16 protein-coding genes, 1 tRNA gene and 1 pseudogene are annotated in these 15,321 nt (G+C 58.7%); 15 read left to right on the top strand and 3 right to left on the bottom strand.

Translation table 11 applies throughout. The features are described from left to right. The first annotated feature begins 215 nt into the window (after window positions 1-215). The 8 genes and pseudogenes from cho to GHN92_RS22850 all read left to right on the top strand — a co-directional run bounded on the left by cho (window position 216) and on the right by GHN92_RS22850 (window position 5,258). Window positions 216-1,055, top strand: a complete 840-nt coding sequence (cho, locus tag GHN92_RS22885) for an excinuclease Cho (RefSeq protein ID WP_153381267.1) — start codon at window positions 216-218, stop codon at window positions 1,053-1,055. 239 nt (window positions 1,056-1,294) lie between these two features. Further along, entirely contained in the window at window positions 1,295-2,101 is an 807-nt protein-coding gene (locus GHN92_RS22880; protein WP_153381265.1) for an aminoglycoside phosphotransferase family protein, read from the top strand. Between the two features lie 33 nt (window positions 2,102-2,134). Continuing rightward, window positions 2,135-2,653: a GNAT family N-acetyltransferase gene (locus GHN92_RS22875; RefSeq protein ID WP_153381263.1), complete on the top strand. Its 519-nt coding sequence runs from the start codon at window positions 2,135-2,137 to the stop codon at window positions 2,651-2,653. Window positions 2,654-2,834: 181 nt separating this feature from the next. Further along, a pseudogene (locus GHN92_RS22870) lies at window positions 2,835-3,088 on the top strand (helix-turn-helix domain-containing protein); the annotation flags it as partial. Window positions 3,089-3,427: 339 nt separating this feature from the next. Beyond that, a complete protein-coding gene (locus GHN92_RS22865) occupies window positions 3,428-3,757 on the top strand; it encodes a hypothetical protein (protein WP_153381261.1) in 330 nt (109 codons plus the stop codon). Next, window positions 3,754-3,903, top strand: coding sequence for a hypothetical protein (locus tag GHN92_RS22860; protein WP_153381259.1), 150 nt, complete (start codon window positions 3,754-3,756; stop codon window positions 3,901-3,903). Before GHN92_RS22865 ends, GHN92_RS22860 begins: the two co-directional genes overlap by 4 nt. A 61-nt stretch (window positions 3,904-3,964) precedes the next feature. Further along, window positions 3,965-4,207, top strand: a complete 243-nt coding sequence (locus GHN92_RS22855; RefSeq protein ID WP_153381257.1) for a DUF4224 domain-containing protein — start codon at window positions 3,965-3,967, stop codon at window positions 4,205-4,207. 1 nt (window position 4,208) lies between these two features. After that, window positions 4,209-5,258, top strand: coding sequence for a tyrosine-type recombinase/integrase (locus GHN92_RS22850; RefSeq protein ID WP_153381255.1), 1,050 nt, complete (start codon window positions 4,209-4,211; stop codon window positions 5,256-5,258). 99 nt (window positions 5,259-5,357) lie between these two features. On the opposite strand, the gene GHN92_RS22845 is transcribed toward GHN92_RS22850, so the two are convergent. Continuing rightward, window positions 5,358-5,431 (bottom strand) — tRNA-Cys (locus GHN92_RS22845). A gap of 193 nt (window positions 5,432-5,624) precedes the next feature. Further along, entirely contained in the window at window positions 5,625-6,188 is a 564-nt protein-coding gene (locus tag GHN92_RS22840) for an XRE family transcriptional regulator (protein WP_178102684.1), read from the bottom strand. A gap of 164 nt (window positions 6,189-6,352) precedes the next feature. Between GHN92_RS22840 and GHN92_RS22835 the strand changes: the two genes are divergently transcribed. From GHN92_RS22835 to GHN92_RS22805, 7 genes are all read left to right on the top strand, one after another. Continuing rightward, on the top strand, window positions 6,353-7,210 hold the full coding sequence (locus GHN92_RS22835) for a DMT family transporter (protein ID WP_256666548.1): 858 nt from the start codon (window positions 6,353-6,355) through the stop codon (window positions 7,208-7,210). A 178-nt stretch (window positions 7,211-7,388) separates the two neighbouring features. After that, complete coding sequence (locus GHN92_RS22830; protein ID WP_153381249.1) at window positions 7,389-10,331, top strand: monovalent cation/H+ antiporter subunit A; 2,943 nt, start codon at window positions 7,389-7,391, stop codon at window positions 10,329-10,331. Continuing rightward, on the top strand, window positions 10,331-10,675 hold the full coding sequence (locus tag GHN92_RS22825; RefSeq protein ID WP_003446102.1) for a Na+/H+ antiporter subunit C: 345 nt from the start codon (window positions 10,331-10,333) through the stop codon (window positions 10,673-10,675). Before GHN92_RS22830 ends, GHN92_RS22825 begins: the two co-directional genes overlap by 1 nt. Further along, on the top strand, window positions 10,672-12,357 hold the full coding sequence (locus GHN92_RS22820; RefSeq protein ID WP_153381247.1) for a monovalent cation/H+ antiporter subunit D: 1,686 nt from the start codon (window positions 10,672-10,674) through the stop codon (window positions 12,355-12,357). The genes GHN92_RS22825 and GHN92_RS22820 overlap by 4 nt, the downstream gene beginning before the upstream one ends. Beyond that, on the top strand, window positions 12,354-12,842 hold the full coding sequence (locus GHN92_RS22815; RefSeq protein ID WP_153381245.1) for a Na+/H+ antiporter subunit E: 489 nt from the start codon (window positions 12,354-12,356) through the stop codon (window positions 12,840-12,842). Before GHN92_RS22820 ends, GHN92_RS22815 begins: the two co-directional genes overlap by 4 nt. After that, the gene (locus tag GHN92_RS22810; protein WP_048358261.1) at window positions 12,839-13,117 is read left to right on the top strand and encodes a K+/H+ antiporter subunit F; all 279 of its coding nucleotides are present in this window, start codon (window positions 12,839-12,841) and stop codon (window positions 13,115-13,117) included. Before GHN92_RS22815 ends, GHN92_RS22810 begins: the two co-directional genes overlap by 4 nt. After that, entirely contained in the window at window positions 13,114-13,467 is a 354-nt protein-coding gene (locus GHN92_RS22805; protein WP_153381244.1) for a Na+/H+ antiporter subunit G, read from the top strand. Before GHN92_RS22810 ends, GHN92_RS22805 begins: the two co-directional genes overlap by 4 nt. 119 nt (window positions 13,468-13,586) lie before the next feature. Here GHN92_RS22805 and GHN92_RS22800 read toward each other — a convergent pair whose 3' ends face one another. Beyond that, the gene (locus GHN92_RS22800; RefSeq protein ID WP_095000592.1) at window positions 13,587-15,077 is read right to left on the bottom strand and encodes a DASS family sodium-coupled anion symporter; all 1,491 of its coding nucleotides are present in this window, start codon (window positions 15,075-15,077) and stop codon (window positions 13,587-13,589) included. Window positions 15,078-15,321: the final 244 nt, after the last annotated feature.

Here is a 15,321-nt window from a genome sequence, read left to right as displayed (position 1 = left end):
CCGCGCCAGCATGATTTGATTCCTCCCCACCTCAGACGCCGCCTGTTTGGATAGGTGAGGTTTATGGATCAGTTACACATCAACTTGGACTGAAAGCCGCATATCAGCTGTAGCAAGGCGATCACGAACCCGATACTTGTCTCCGGAGATCATCCTCACCTCAAGCACTGTGTATGATTGGACTCTCGTTTTGATGATATAACCAAGGCACCCCCATGCCCGCCCCCAAAGCCCGCCCCGAGCTTGTTTATGAATACCCGGAGCATCTGCGTGCTCAGGTCGAGGCCGCCCCGCGAGCACCCGGGGTGTATTTCTTTTACGCCGAGGGCGATTCGATACCGCTCTATATCGGTAAAAGCATCGATATTCGCAGTCGGCTGCTTTCTCATCTGCGCGCACCGGAAGAAGCCCGGATGCTGCGCCAGGCGCAACGGATCGAGTACCAGCAAACCGCCGGAGAAATCGGCGCCCTGCTGCTGGAGTCCCGACTGATCAAAGAACTGCAGCCCTTGAAGAACAAGCGGCTTCGCCGGCAGCAGCGTCTGTGCTCGTTGCGAATTCGCGACGGGATGCTGGAGATCATCGACACCACCGCGATTTGCGAAGGGCCGCAGTTGTACGGGCTGTTCCGTAACCGGCGCATGGCCACCGAAGCCCTGATGCTGATTGCGGATGAGCACCGGCTCTGCCACACCCTGCTGGGCCTTGATAAATCAACGGGACGGGGCTGCTTCCGGGCTCAGATTGGTAAGTGCGCCGGGGCCTGCAAAGGCGCAGAAAGCCATGAGGCGCATACCCGGCGTTTGTTGAGTGCTTTAGAACGCTGGGCCGTGCATCACTGGCCCTATCCAGGGGCAATCGCCTTGCACGAGCGCCATGGCGAGCTCGAGGAGTACCACGTCGTGGACAGCTGGCGTTATATCGGCACCTATACCTGCGAGGCTGAAGCCAGACTGGCCCCCAAACTTACCGGGCAGGCATTCGATGCTGACTGCTACAAGATTCTGGTACGACCCGTACTGCTCGAGAGCACGACTATCATCATGCTGTCGTAGCGGACCAGACACGCGCCCTCCCGTGCCTCGGGGCCGGAACCGGAACCGAAACCGAAAACCAAACCGGGATTATCGACATCTGCTGTGCTGATCGTTGTTTTTCGTTCCGGTATTTTACAGAACACGACCCGCTGAAAAGTACAGGCTGGACGGGTCGGATTTTGGGTTACGGAACACTTTTTTGCCCCTCTGAAAGACCTGCCGTTGGCCATTTTCAATGCGCTGGATTGAGTGAGTTTATGTTTGATAAGTATTTGAAACTCTGGAATCTGACCCTTGATGGTGATGCTTTCGTCTCGCTGAACGGCCATTTGCTGCCCGTCCGCCAGCGCGGCATAGCCGCCATGCTCAAAATCTCGCAGGCAGCAGAGGAACAAGCTGGCGGCCTGCTGATGGCCTGGTGGGACGGCAAAGGTGCCGCGCCCATACTCGCCCATGATGGCGAGGCCTTACTGATGGTGCGCGCCCAGGGCCCCGGGTCACTTGTGCAGATGACCCGCAGCGGCAGGGACGACGAGGCCACTCGTATCCTTTGTGCGGTAGCCGCCCAACTGCATGCCCCCGTTGCCAAACCGATCCCCGCTCTGGTTCCACTGGAGCAATGGTTTTCGGCGTTATGGGACGCGGCCGCCCTGCACGGCGGCATCCTTGAACACTGCGCAAGAACCGCACGGGAACTCCTGGCGGCTCCACGGGATGTCGCAGTACTGCATGGCGACATCCATCATGGCAATGTTCTGGATTTCGGCCGGTCCGGCTGGCTCGCCATCGACCCCAAGGGGCTGTACGGCGAGCGGGGTTTTGATTATGCGAATATCTTGTGCAATCCCGACAGTGAAAGTGCCCTGGCACCGGGGGCCTTCGCGCGTCGCATCGAAATCGTCGCAAACGCCTCCGGCATCGATCGCCGGCGATTACTGCAATGGGTGCTCGCATGGACAGGGTTGTCGATCACCTGGATGCTCGAAGATGATATTGCTCCGGGCACAAACCTCGGGGTGGCCAAACTGGCTGCAGCGGCCCTCGGCATCGACGATTATCCATAATCCGCCCCCCGTGTTCGCACAAGGAAACCCTCAATGATTCGCAGCGCCGTTCCTTCCGATGCCAAGGCCATTGCCCAAGTGCATATTCACAGTTGGCAGCAAGCGTATTCAGATCTGATGCCCAGGGAATACCTGGCCTCACTGGACCAGACGCTGGACCAGCGAACGTCATATTGGCTTAACGCCATTGAGTCTGGTGATTCGACCCTGTTGGTCGCCGAGCGGGACAAGCAGATCATCGGCTGGATCTCGGTCGGGGCCAGTCGTGACCTGGATGCTGCTGCGAACAACGCGGGCGAAGTCATGGCTCTCTACGTTCTGCAAGCGCATTGGCACACCGGGATCGGCCCGGCCTTGTGGCATGCAGGATTGCAGAGCCTGATCGAACAGGGCCATTGCCGCTTGACCCTTTGGGTTTTGCTCCGTAATGACAGGGCAATTCGATTTTATCGCAAGGCCGGCTGGGTCGAAGAAACGGGTACCAGGCGCACACTTGCAAGAGGTGGTGTGACGCTGGAGGAAGTGAGGTACGGGTGCCCCATCATCTGCTGATTACCCGGACTTACTTTGCGCAAGGTCAAAACCCCAAGCAGATCCCGGCCGCCGTGGCCAGGTCCGGCGACAGCTCGCAGCGTTCAAGGATCGGAATCAGGCTCAAGGTCAGCAAAGCCGTTTTATCAAACATCTTGCGCATCTCTGATCCCCTGACGGGAAAGCCATTGAAGAGCTATGTGCGCAATACGTCGCCCAGCACCCTGACAGCGATGTCATTCGCCATGATGTGGTCAGCCGCATCGTGGACGGGGCGCCACCCCGATCCGCGCATGGCGCGAACACCTGGACCTGACCCAGGACGAAGTGGCCAGGCGTCTGGGCATTTCCCAACCGGCTTACGCGCAGCAAGAAACCGTCTCGAAACCACGCAAAGCAACCCGCGATAAAATCGCGGCGGCTTTTGGGATCAAGGCAGATCAGTTGGAGTTGTAAGATCAAATCATCAAAAGCAAAAGGCCCGGCCATTTCCCAATGCGCCGGGCTTTTTGCTTTGTAGATTTTGCTGCTGAATGAGTCATTGGCCTAGATTGGCAGAGAGCTGATTAAACTCGAAGCTCAACGCTGAAACTCATTGATCACGATGCATCATTAAGGCCGCGTCCCGACAAGCAATCCGAGACTCCTGCTCGCTATACGTTTTCAATCTTAGCTCCTGAAATACGTTCAACGAACGCTACCGTTGTACCAAACACCCTTAGCCTCGTCTAAGACCACTTATGCATATCCACCGACCTATTTACAGCCAGCCGCTATAGCGGCAAGGACGAAGTCATGCCTGAAGAATCTGTTTTGAAGCCGCTCACCGTCAATCGGGATGCTGATGGTTGGTGGTCGCATCCCAGCTACCTGTCAGAGTTCGACGACGAAATCACAGATGCTCAGTTCAACGACTGGTGCACGCGCCACCAGGTGGAAACGAAGATCACCTACATGGAATCCGATGTAGAACCCGAGATCTTCGACACCTACATGAGTGACGGGCAGGTCAATTGCTCAGCTTGGGAGATCCAGCATCCGGCCGAGCCGGGCTGGTTCATTCTCTCGATTCATGACGCTGAAGATGGGCCGGTCTGCATCTGGGCTCGGCAGATAACGCCATGACCCACCAACCCAAAGGCGGCATGTGCTGCGCTTGTCTGCACGCCCGCCGAGATTGCAGCGCCCTTCCCTTCAAGGCCATGCCGCCGATTCAGCGCGATGGCAGCACGATCGTCGTGCGCTGCACTGACTTCAAGCGGCAGCTGTAAACCCAAACTTTACAACTCAAACACCCTCTGCCGCCCAGCGCGGCGGCATGGAGACACGCCAATGGAAACTGAAATCCTCTCAGAGGAAGAGCTGGCCGATCTTACCGGCTACAAACACCGTGGCTACCAGCGCCAATGGCTCAAGGCTCGGAATTGGGTCTTTATCGAAAGTCGCGGAGGCCGCCCTCTCGTTGGCCGGATGTTCGCCCGTATGAAGCTCGGAATAATCTCGCCAACCTTGGCAACCCAAACTCCCCCGCCAGTAGCTCCAGCCTGGACGCCAGATTTCTCAAGAGTGAACTGACATGCGCCCCCGCAACACTGAGAACAGGGATTTGCCCCCAGGGATGGTTCGGCGCAAAAGACCGCGAAAAAACGGAACAGTCTGGATTGGTTACTACTACCGAGATGCGAACGGTAAAGAGATAGCGCTTGGTGGTGATCTCGATAAAGCCCGCCTCAAGTGGGCCGAACTAGAATGCAAAGCAAAGCCGGCAGATCTAAAAATCATGAAGGGGATTTTTGATAGGTACGAGCGGGACATAGTCCCGAAGAAGGCGCCACGCACACAGAAGGACAATAAGGCCGAGTTCAAGCATCTGCGCGAAGGGTTCGATACTGCACCCATTGATGCAATAACCCCTTCGATGGTGGCCCAGTATCGCGATGCGAGAACAGCCAAGACCAGAGCCAATAGAGAAATCGCTCTGCTCTCACATGTGTTCAATATGGCAAGAGAATGGGGTTTCACAGATAAAGAAAATCCCTGCGCGGGTGTACGGAAGAATAAGGAAAAGGTCCGCGACTTCTATGCCAACGATGTGGTGTGGGCTGCGGTGTACGCGCAGGCACCGCAAGAGCTGAAAGACGCTATGGATTTGGCTTACCTGACAGGACAGCGCCCAGCTGATGTGATCGCCATGAATGCAGGCGACGTGGAAGGTGACTACCTCACCGTCCAGCAGGGAAAGACAGGGCGAAGACTCAGGATTTTGATGCAAGTCGATGGCATTAAAAACAGCCTGGGCATGCTTATCGAAGATATATACACCAGGAACAAACAGCACAGCTCTCCTCGTTTTATTTTGAATACATCCGGGAGGCAAGTATCACAGGAAATGTTGCGCAACCGTTGGGACGATGCTCGAGAAAAAGCCAGACTCAAAGCAATCGTCGAAGGCAACCCGGGTGATGCCGATAAAATTGCCCAGTTCCAGTTCAAAGACATCCGCCCGAAAGCCGCATCAGAAATTACTGATATTGGTGATGCCAGCTTGCTGCTTGGTCACTCAAAACAGGAAATCACCAAGAGGGTTTACCGGCGCGTCGGAGCCATCGCCAAGCCCTCAAAATGAAATAGTTTCGGAACTCCACCCCCTAAAGTTTCGGAACTCCTAACTTTCCTGCGCACAATAAAAAACCCCGTAGACCTTGATCTACGGGGCTTTCGAATGTGGAGGCCGAAGCCGGAATCGAACCGGCGTGGGCGGATTTGCAATCCGCTGCATAACCATTTTGCTATTCGGCCAATTGTGCTTGAAGTTTCTGTGGAAACATCAAAAACAAGAGTTTGTTACTGCGACATTATCGCTACAAGCATTTGATTCTTCAGCACTTCAGGTCGTTGCCCCGGGCTGATGGCGCGCATTATGTACTAGAAGCTGGAAACTGGCAACCCCCTGAATTCTAATAATTTTTAGTTATTTCGCAGGCGCCCGTTTTCAGATCACCACGTTGCGTACAAAGCGCAGTATCCCGTCACCTTCGTTGCGGTAGGCATGGGGGCGGTTGCTGGCGTACATATGGAACTCCCCCGCCGCTATCTGCAGCGTCCGGTCGTCCATCACCAGGGTCAGGCTGCCCTCAAATACATAGAGCTGTTCGCTCCAGCCCTCGGCATCCGCCTGGGAGTGGTATTCCTCACCCGGCTCCAGGGTCCATTCCCACAGTTCTACTTCCCGTGTGGCGGTGGCCTTGGACAGTAGAACCGCTTTGCTGCCAACCCGGGTGCCCGTCCAGGCCACTTCGTTGATGCGGCTCGGGTCCCCTGAACCCGGGGCCTGTATCAAGTCGCTAAAGGCTACATTCAACGCCTCCGCCACACGGTCAAGGGTGCTCAGGCTGACGTTCTTTTCCCCTGCCTCGATGGCCACCAGCATTCGCCGGCTTACCCCGGACTGTTCTGACAATGCGCTCTGGCTCAAGTGCGCGAGCAGCCTGAGGCGTCGTACGTTCTGGCTGACGTGCTGGAGAACAGATGCGCGTTGTGAATTTTCGTTGGGCACTATATTGCTCACCTTGTGGGGCTGCGCAGTATACTGCCCAGCTTTGGCGCATTGTGCGTCTCCATTCCTGTAACACGCAAGGTTCAATGCCATTGAAACTTCCCGGATTGCTGTCGTTTATTTCCCGCTTCAGTAAAGCGGAGTGTGTGCTGATCCTGATCACCATGGTCTGGGGCATCACCTTTCTATTGGTACAACATGCGTTAACGGCGAGCGGGCCGATGTTTTTTGTGGGCCTGCGTTTTGCCGCGGCGGCGGCCATGGTCGCGCTGTTTTCTCTGCGCAGTTTGCGTGGCATCACGCTGTTCGAGCTCAAGGCCGGGATGTTTATCGGGGTTTCGATCATGCTCGGTTACGGTTTGCAGACCATCGGCCTGCAAACCATTCCCAGCAGCCAGTCGGCGTTTATTACCGCTCTGTATGTGCCTTTCGTGCCCCTGCTGCAATGGCTGGTGCTGGGGCGCAGGCCCGGGTTGATGCCGAGCCTGGGGATCATGCTGGCTTTTACCGGCCTGATGCTGTTGTCCGGGCCCGGCGGCGCCTCGCTGGATTTCAGCCCCGGCGAGATCGCCACGTTGATCAGCGCCATTGCCATAGCGGCCGAGATCATTCTGATCAGTGCTTATGCGGGCAAGGTGGATGTGCGCCGGGTCACGGTGGTGCAGCTCAGTACGGCGTCCATTCTGGCTTTTTTCATGATTATTCCTACACAAGAGGCCATTCCTGACTTTTCATGGCTATTGTTAGCCAGTGCTGCAGGCCTGGGTGCCGCCAGTGCGGTGATTCAGGTGGCCATGAACTGGGCACAGAAAAGCGTTTCACCTACCCGCGCCACCCTGATTTATGCCGGCGAGCCAGTCTGGGCAGGGATCGCCGGGCGCCTGGCGGGTGAGCGTTTGCCAGCCATTGCCTTGCTTGGCGCTGTATTGATTGTTGCAGCCGTGATCGTCAGTGAGTTAAAAACCAAGGGTAAACAGCCCGAAGCACTTGAGGACAAGCAAGGTGATCAAGCTTGCGATTAAAGCTACAAGGCTTAGAGCCGGTACGAATTTTTACTTAGAAGCGCTTATATAGGGATAGAGCTGTAGTAAACCAGACAGGTTATCGACAGCCTTTGTAGGATTCAGCCACAGGTTTGCTGTTGGTGATCTGCAGCCCGCCCCGTATGATCGCTTACAAACTCCTGCAGATTAGAAGCCTATGTCCCTGATAGTTCTACTGCTTCTGCCCTTTATCGGCAGCTGTCTGGCGGCTGTTTTGCCGCACAACGCACGTAACAGTGAATCACTGTTGGCCGGTCTGATTGCATTGATCGGTACTGTACAAGTAGCCCTGCTCTATCCACAGATCGCCCATGGTGGCGTTATTCGTGAAGAGTTCATGTGGCTGCCCAGTCTCGGCCTGAATTTTGTTCTGCGGCTGGACGGGTTCGCCTGGCTGTTCTCAATTCTGGTGCTTGGCATCGGCACGCTGGTGTCGCTCTACGCCCGTTATTACATGTCACCCGAGGACCCGGTGCCGCGCTTTTTTGCGTTTTTCCTGGCGTTTATGGGGGCCATGCTGGGTCTGGTGTTATCCGGCAACCTGATCCAGATCGTGTTTTTCTGGGAGCTGACCAGCCTCTTTTCATTCTTGCTGATTGGTTATTGGCACCACCGCTCGGATGCCCGCCGCGGCGCTTATATGGCGCTGATGGTCACGGGCGCGGGTGGGTTGTGTCTGCTGGCGGGGGTCATGCTGCTTGGCCATGTCGTCGGCAGTTATGATCTGGATGCAGTGCTGGCTGCGGGCGACAAGATCCGCGCCCATAGCCTGTATCCAATTCTGCTGCCGCTGATCCTGATCGGCGCCCTGAGCAAGAGCGCACAGTTCCCGTTTCATTTCTGGTTGCCCCACGCCATGGCGGCGCCCACTCCGGTATCGGCTTACTTGCACTCGGCAACCATGGTCAAGGCCGGGGTCTTTCTGCTCGCCCGCTTGTGGCCTTCGCTGTCGGGCAGTGAAGAGTGGTTCTGGATTGTCAGCGGCGCCGGTGCCTGCACCCTGGTGCTGGGCGCGTATTGCGCGATGTTTCAAAATGACCTTAAAGGCCTGCTGGCCTACTCGACCATCAGCCATCTGGGCCTGATTACCCTGCTGCTGGGGCTGAACAGCCCGCTGGCAGCGGTGGCTGCGGTGTTCCACATTCTCAACCATGCCACTTTCAAGGCGTCGCTGTTTATGGCGGCGGGGATCATCGACCACGAGACCGGCACCCGGGATATCCGCAAGCTCAGCGGCCTGTTCAAGCTTATGCCTTATACGGCGACCCTGGCCATGGTCGCCAGTGCCTCCATGGCCGGGGTGCCGTTGTTGAACGGGTTCCTGTCCAAAGAGATGTTTTTTGCCGAAACCGTGTTTATCAATTCAACGGCCTGGGTGGAAATCGCCCTGCCGGTGATTGCGACCATCGCCGGTACATTCAGTGTGGCTTATGCCCTGCGCTTTACGGTGGATGTGTTCTTCGGCCCGCCCGCGACCAACTTGCCCCATACCCCCCACGAGCCACCGCGCTGGATGCGTGCCCCGGTTGAACTGCTGGTGCTCACCTGCCTGACGGTGGGGATTTTCCCGGCGCAAACCGTCGGCCCGCTGCTTGCCGCAGCGGCCCAGCCGGTGGTGGGCGGTGAGCTGCCCGAGTACAGCCTGGCGATCTGGCATGGCCTGAATGCGCCGATGATCATGAGCCTGATCGCCATGTCCGGCGGTATCCTGCTGTATGTGCTGTTGCGCAAACAGCTCAAGCTCGACCGCTTCCCGCTGCCGCCGCTGATCCAGTATTTCAATGGCAAACGCTTCTTCGAGCGCAGCCTGGTGGTGATCATGCGCGGCGCGCGGCGCATCGAACGACGCATCAGCACCCAGCGCCTGCAAACCCAGCTGTTTTTGTTGATTCTGGTCGCCGTGATCGCCGGGCTGATCCCGATGCTGTACAGCGGGCTGGGCTGGGGCGACCGCCCGAAAATACCGGGCTCGATCGTGTTTATCACCCTGTGGCTGATTGCGATTGCCTGTGCCCTGGGCGCTGCCTGGCAAGCCAAGTACCACCGTCTCGCAGCCCTGACCATGGTCAGTGTGTGCGGCCTGATGACCTGCGTGACCTTCGTATGGTTTTCGGCGCCTGATCTGGCGTTGACGCAACTGGTGGTTGAAGTGGTGACCACGGTGCTGATCCTGCTGGGTCTGCGCTGGCTGCCACGGCGTATTGAAGAGGTCTCCCCCCTGCCGGGCACCTTGCGCAAGGCCCAGGTCCGTCGTCTGCGCGACTTGCTGCTGTCGACTGCAGTGGGGGGTGGCATGGCATTGCTGTCCTACGCGATGCTGACCCGCCAGACGCCCAACGACATCTCCTCGTTCTACCTCAGCCGGGCCTTGCCTGAAGGCGGCGGAAGCAATGTGGTGAATGTGATGCTGGTGGACTTCCGCGGCTTCGACACCCTGGGTGAAATCACTGTTCTGGCCGCCGTGGCGCTGACCGTGTTTGCCCTGCTGCGCCGCTTCCGCCCTTCGAAAGAAAGCATGCAGTTGCCTGCCCAGCAGCGACTGCTGGCCAAGGACGTGATGACCGACCTGGTCAACCCGCGCAGCGCCAGTGACACCGCACTGGGCTTTATGATGGTGCCGGCAGTGCTGGTGCGCCTGTTGCTGCCGATCGCTTTTGTGGTGTCCATGTACCTGTTTATGCGCGGGCACAACCAGCCCGGCGGCGGTTTTGTCGCAGGCCTGGTGATGAGTGTGGCGTTTATCCTGCAGTATATGGTTGCCGGCACGCAGTGGGTCGAGGCGCAGATGAGCCTGCGACCGCTGCGCTGGATGGGTTTCGGCCTGCTCTGCGCCACCCTGACCGGGCTGGGTTCGATTCCCCTGGGCTATCCGTTCCTGACCACCCATACCTTCCACTTCAGCCTGCCGCTGCTGGGGGACATTCATGTGGCCAGCGCCCTGTTCTTCGATATCGGCGTGTTTGCAGTGGTGGTCGGTGCAACCCTGCTGATCCTCACGGCACTGGCTCACCAGTCCGTGAGGGCCCATCGCCCGAGCAATCAGCTGGCCCCGCTGCCCGCCCAGCAACCCCCGCTTGCATCCAAAGAAGGAGCCGCCTGATGGAAGAAGTCATTGCCATCGCTATCGGAGTATTGGCCGCATCGGGCACCTGGCTGGTTCTGCGTCCGCGAACCTTTCAGGTGGTCATGGGCCTGTGTCTGCTGTCTTACGGGGTCAACCTGTTTATTTTCAGCATGGGCAGCCTGTTTATCGGCAAGGAGCCGGTGATCAAGGACGGCGTGCCCCAGGACTTGCTCAACTACACCGACCCGCTGCCCCAGGCACTGGTACTGACCGCAATCGTCATCAGTTTCGCCATGACCGCGCTGTTTCTGGTGGTCTTGCTGGCCTCTCGGGGCCTGACCGGTACCGACCACGTTGATGGCCGGGAGCCTAAAGAATGAATTTGATGCCGCACCTGATTGTCGCGCCCATTCTGCTGCCGCTGCTGACCGCAGCCTGCATGTTGTTGCTGGGGGAGAAACACCGTCCGCTGAAAGCGCGCATCAACCTGATCTCGACCCTGATCGGTCTGGGTATTTCGGTGATGCTGTTGCTGTGGACCCGTGAGCAAGCGATTCCGGCTTCGATTGGTGTCTATCTGCCGAGCAACTGGCAAGTGCCGTTCGGGATCGCCCTGGTGGTCGATCATCTGAGCGCCTTGATGCTGGTGCTGACCGGCATTATCGCCAGTTGCGCCCTGCTGTTCGCCATGGCCCGCTGGGACCGTGCCGGGGCCAGCTTCCACGCGTTGTTCCAGATTCAGTTGATGGGCCTGTACGGGGCCTTTCTGACCGCCGACCTGTTCAACCTGTTCGTGTTTTTCGAAGTGCTGCTGGCCGCCTCCTACGGTTTGATGCTGCATGGTTCGGGCAAGGCGCGGGTGTCGGCGGGGCTGCATTACATCTCGATCAACCTGCTGGCTTCATCGCTGTTCCTGATCGGTGCAGCGTTGATCTACGGGGTGACCGGCACATTGAACATGGCCGATCTGGCGCTGAAAATCCCCTTGGTGCCCGAGGCCGATCGCGGCTTGCTGCATGCCGGCGCGGCCATTTTGGCGGTGGCCTTTCTGGCCAAGGCGGGCATGTGGCCGCTTAACTTCTGGCTGGTACCGGCCTATTCATCGGCCAGTGCGCCGGTGGCGGCGCTGTTTGCGATCATGACCAAGGTGGGCATCTACACCGTGCTGCGCCTGTGGACCCTGCTGTTTTCCGGGCAGGCCGGTGCCTCGGCGTACTTTGCCGGTGACTGGCTGATCTACGGCGGCATGGCCACCATTGTCTGCGCCGCCATCGCCATCCTCGCCGCCCAGCGCCTGGAGCGCATGGCCAGCCTGAGCATTCTGGTGTCTGCCGGGATCCTGTTGTCAGCCGTGGGCTTCGCCCAGCCCAACCTGACCAGCGCCGCACTGTTCTATCTGGTCAGTTCAACTCTGGCCCTGAGTGCACTGTTCCTGCTGGCCGAGTTGATCGAACGCTCGCGCTCTTCTGCCGATCTGGTGCTTGAAGATGATGCCGAGCCGCAGCCCAGCCTGAGCGAGTCGATACCCCCACCGCGGGGCAGCAACCTGGACGATGAGCAAAAAATTGTCGTGGGCCAGATCATTCCCTGGACGATGGCCTTTCTGGGCTTGAGTTTTATCGCCTGCGCGCTGTTGATTATCGGCATGCCGCCGCTGTCCGGGTTTATCGGCAAGCTCGGTTTGCTCAACGCCTTGCTCAACCCGTTGGGACTGGGCAATGCCAGCGATGCACCCATCTCAACTGCGGCCTGGAGCCTGCTGGCGTTGCTGATTCTTTCGGGCCTGGCCTCGTTGATTGCTTTCTCACGCATGGGCATCCAGCGTTTCTGGACGCCCCTTGAGCGTCCGTCGCCGATCCTGCGCCGCATTGAGTGCCTGCCCATCGTGCTGCTGCTGGGGTTGTGCGTAGTCCTGACGTTCAAGGCCGAGCCGGTATTGCGTTATACCCAGGCCGCCGCCGACACCCTGAACAACCCCGAGCGTTATGTGATGGCCGTGATCGCCACCCGTCCGGTGCCGAGCCCGCAAGCCAGGGCGGCAGCGCAGGAGGTGCAACCATGAAGCGCCTGTTCCCTGCCCCCTGGCTGTCCCTGGCGCTGTGGGCGCTGTGGTTGCTGCTCAACCTGTCCCTGAGTGCAGGCAACCTGCTGCTGGGCGCGGCGCTGGCCATTCTGGCACCGCTGATGTTTGCGCAGCTGCGCCCGCTGCCGGTGCGCATTCGCCGTCCCGGAGTGATTCTCAAGCTGTTCTTTCTGGTGGGCCGCGATGTGGTGGCGTCCAATATTGCCGTGGCCCTGGGTGTGCTGCGCGCCGGTAAAAACCCGCCACGTTCGCGGTTTATCAAAATCCCCCTGGACTTGCGCGACGCCAACGGTCTGGCCGCCCTGTCGATGATCACCACCGTGGTGCCCGGCACCATCTGGTCGGAACTGGCGCTGGACCGCAGCGTGCTGTTGTTGCACGTGTTTGATCTGGATGACGAGGCGTCGTTTATCGAACATTTCAAAACCGCCTACGAGCGCCCGTTGATGGAGATCTTTGAATGAGTGCCCTGCTCACCAATGCCATCCTGCTCAGCCTGTTTATCTTCAGCCTGGCAATGGTTCTGACCGTGATCCGCCTGTTCAAGGGCCCCTCGGCCCAGGACCGGGTTCTGGCGCTGGATTACCTGTATATCCTGGCCATGTTGATGATGCTGGTGCTGGGTATCAGATACGCCAGTGACACCTACTTTGAAGGCGCACTGCTGATTGCCCTGTTCGGCTTTGTCGGCTCGTTTGCGCTGGCCAAATTCCTGCTGCGTGGCGAGGTGATCGAATGAGTCTCTGGATCGAAATACCGGTGGCTGTGCTGCTGGTGCTCAGCAGCCTGTTTGCCCTGTGCGGGGCGATCGGGTTGTTGCGCCTCAAGGATTTTTTCCAGCGCATGCACCCGCCGGCACTGGCTTCGACCCTTGGCGCATGGGGCGTGGCCCTGGCCTCGATCCTGTACTTTTCCGCCCTTAAATCGACCCCGGTACTGCATGCCTGGCTGATGCCGATCCTGCTGTCGATTACCGTACCGGTGACGACTTTGCTGCTGGCGCGCACCTCGCTGTTCCGCAAGCGCATGGCGGGCGAGGATGTACCGGCGGAAGTCAGCAGTGGCGGGCGCAGCGAGAACGCTAACTGAACCTCCTGTAGCCGCTGCCGAGGCACGAGGCTGCGATAAGGGCCGAAGGACCTTCAAGAGCCAGGGCCGCTGCGCAGCCCATCGCAGCCTCGTCCCTCGTCAGCGGCTACACATCGACATCACATCCAGCCCAGCCAGCTCCAGTAGGTCGCGCCAAACAGCAGCATCAGCAGGTAGCCCACCGCCGTGACAATCAACCCGACCTTGGCGAACTGTTTGGCGGTGAAGGTCTGCGTGCCCAGGCACACCATATTTTGCGGGGCGTTGATCGGCAGGATAAAACCGTAGCTGACCACAAAGCCCAGCAACATGGTCATGCCCAGGCGGTTGAATTCGCCCGGCAAGGTTTGCAGCACCGCGATCAGAATCGGCAGCAAGGCCGAGGTCAATGCCGTGGCACTGGCAAAGCCCAGGTGAATCAATATCAAAAACGCGCCCAGAATCGCAAAGATCCCCAGCGGCCCTACCTGATCCAGCCCGGTATTGGCCACCACCTGCCCGCCCAACCATTGCCCGGCCTGGGTGGTGAGCAAGGCCGTACCCAAACTGATACCCACCCCGAACACAATCACCGTGCCCCAGGGGATACGCGACTGCACGTCTTTCCAGGTCATCACGCCAAAGCGCGGCAGCAGCAAGAATACAAGGCCGGCATAGGTGGTCGAAGTGGTGTCAAAACTGTGCAGTTTGCCCTCGGTGGCCCAGGCCAGCAGCAAGGCGATCGATACGCCCATCAGGCGCTTCTGCGGGCCGGTCATGGGGCCCAGTTCGGCCAGTGATTTTTCTACGGCCTCCTTGCCGCCGGGGATGCTGTCGCTCTCTGGCGGGAGCATTTTCAGCACCACAAACAGCAGCACCGCCGACATGATGATGGCCCAGGGTGCACCGGCGATCAGCCAGTCAAGCCAGTTCACCCGCGCACCGAGCATCTTGTCCATAAAGCCCACGGTCAGCAGGTTCTGTGCCGCCGCAGTTTGAATGCCGACATTCCAGATACTGGTGCCCTGGGCCACGACAATCATGATCCCGGCAGCAATGTTGGAGCGTTTGTCCACACCGAAGGCCAGGATCACCCCCATCATGATCGGTACCACGCAGGCACTGCGCGCCGTGGCACTGGGCACCACCAGGCTGAGCAAAATGGTGACCGCAATCGCCCCCAGCAAAATGCGCCGGGTGCTGGTGCCGATACGCGACAAGGTGACCAAGGCAATTCGCCGGTCAAGGCCGGTGTGGGTCATAGCAGCCGCGATAAACAGGGCACCCGCCACCAGGGCCAGGGCAGCATTGGAAAACCCGGTCAGGGCCATGGTGATGCCAGCAGAGGTGCCGTAAAGCCTGGACGGGTCCGCCAGGGTGGGCGCCATGCCGATTAAAAACGCCATCAGCGAGGTGATCATGATGGCACTGGCTTCGTACGACACCGCTTCAGTGATCCATACCACCACGGCAAATGCCAGGATCGCCAGCATGCGATGACCGGCTACCGGCAAGTCGGCGGGCAGTGGCAGCAGCAGGATGCCGATCATGACCAGGACTGCTATCACCAGACCAATGGGAAGTTTTGCTTTTGCCGTAGCCGGCGTGGGGCTGGTTGCAGGCGCATTCATGGCCATCTCCTTGAGCTTGAAAACCCGTGGAGCATAGGTCAAGAGCAGCGGATGGGTTTTGATATTGATCAGCTCAGAGGCACCCTCACCCCAACCCTCTCCCAGAGGGAGAGGGAGCTGACCGCACGCGGATTCAAACTCAACGCCAATCAGTCCCCTCTCCCTCTGGGAGTGTATGGACCGGGGACATCGCGAACACTTTGTTCGGAGACATAGCGAACAGTTAGCGCAGCGATTTCCCTGA

The organism is Pseudomonas sp. FSL R10-2964 (assembly GCF_009600035.1).
GTDB lineage: Bacteria > Pseudomonadota > Gammaproteobacteria > Pseudomonadales > Pseudomonadaceae > Aquipseudomonas > Aquipseudomonas bubulae.
This window is presented reverse-complemented; position numbering and strand designations above follow the sequence as displayed.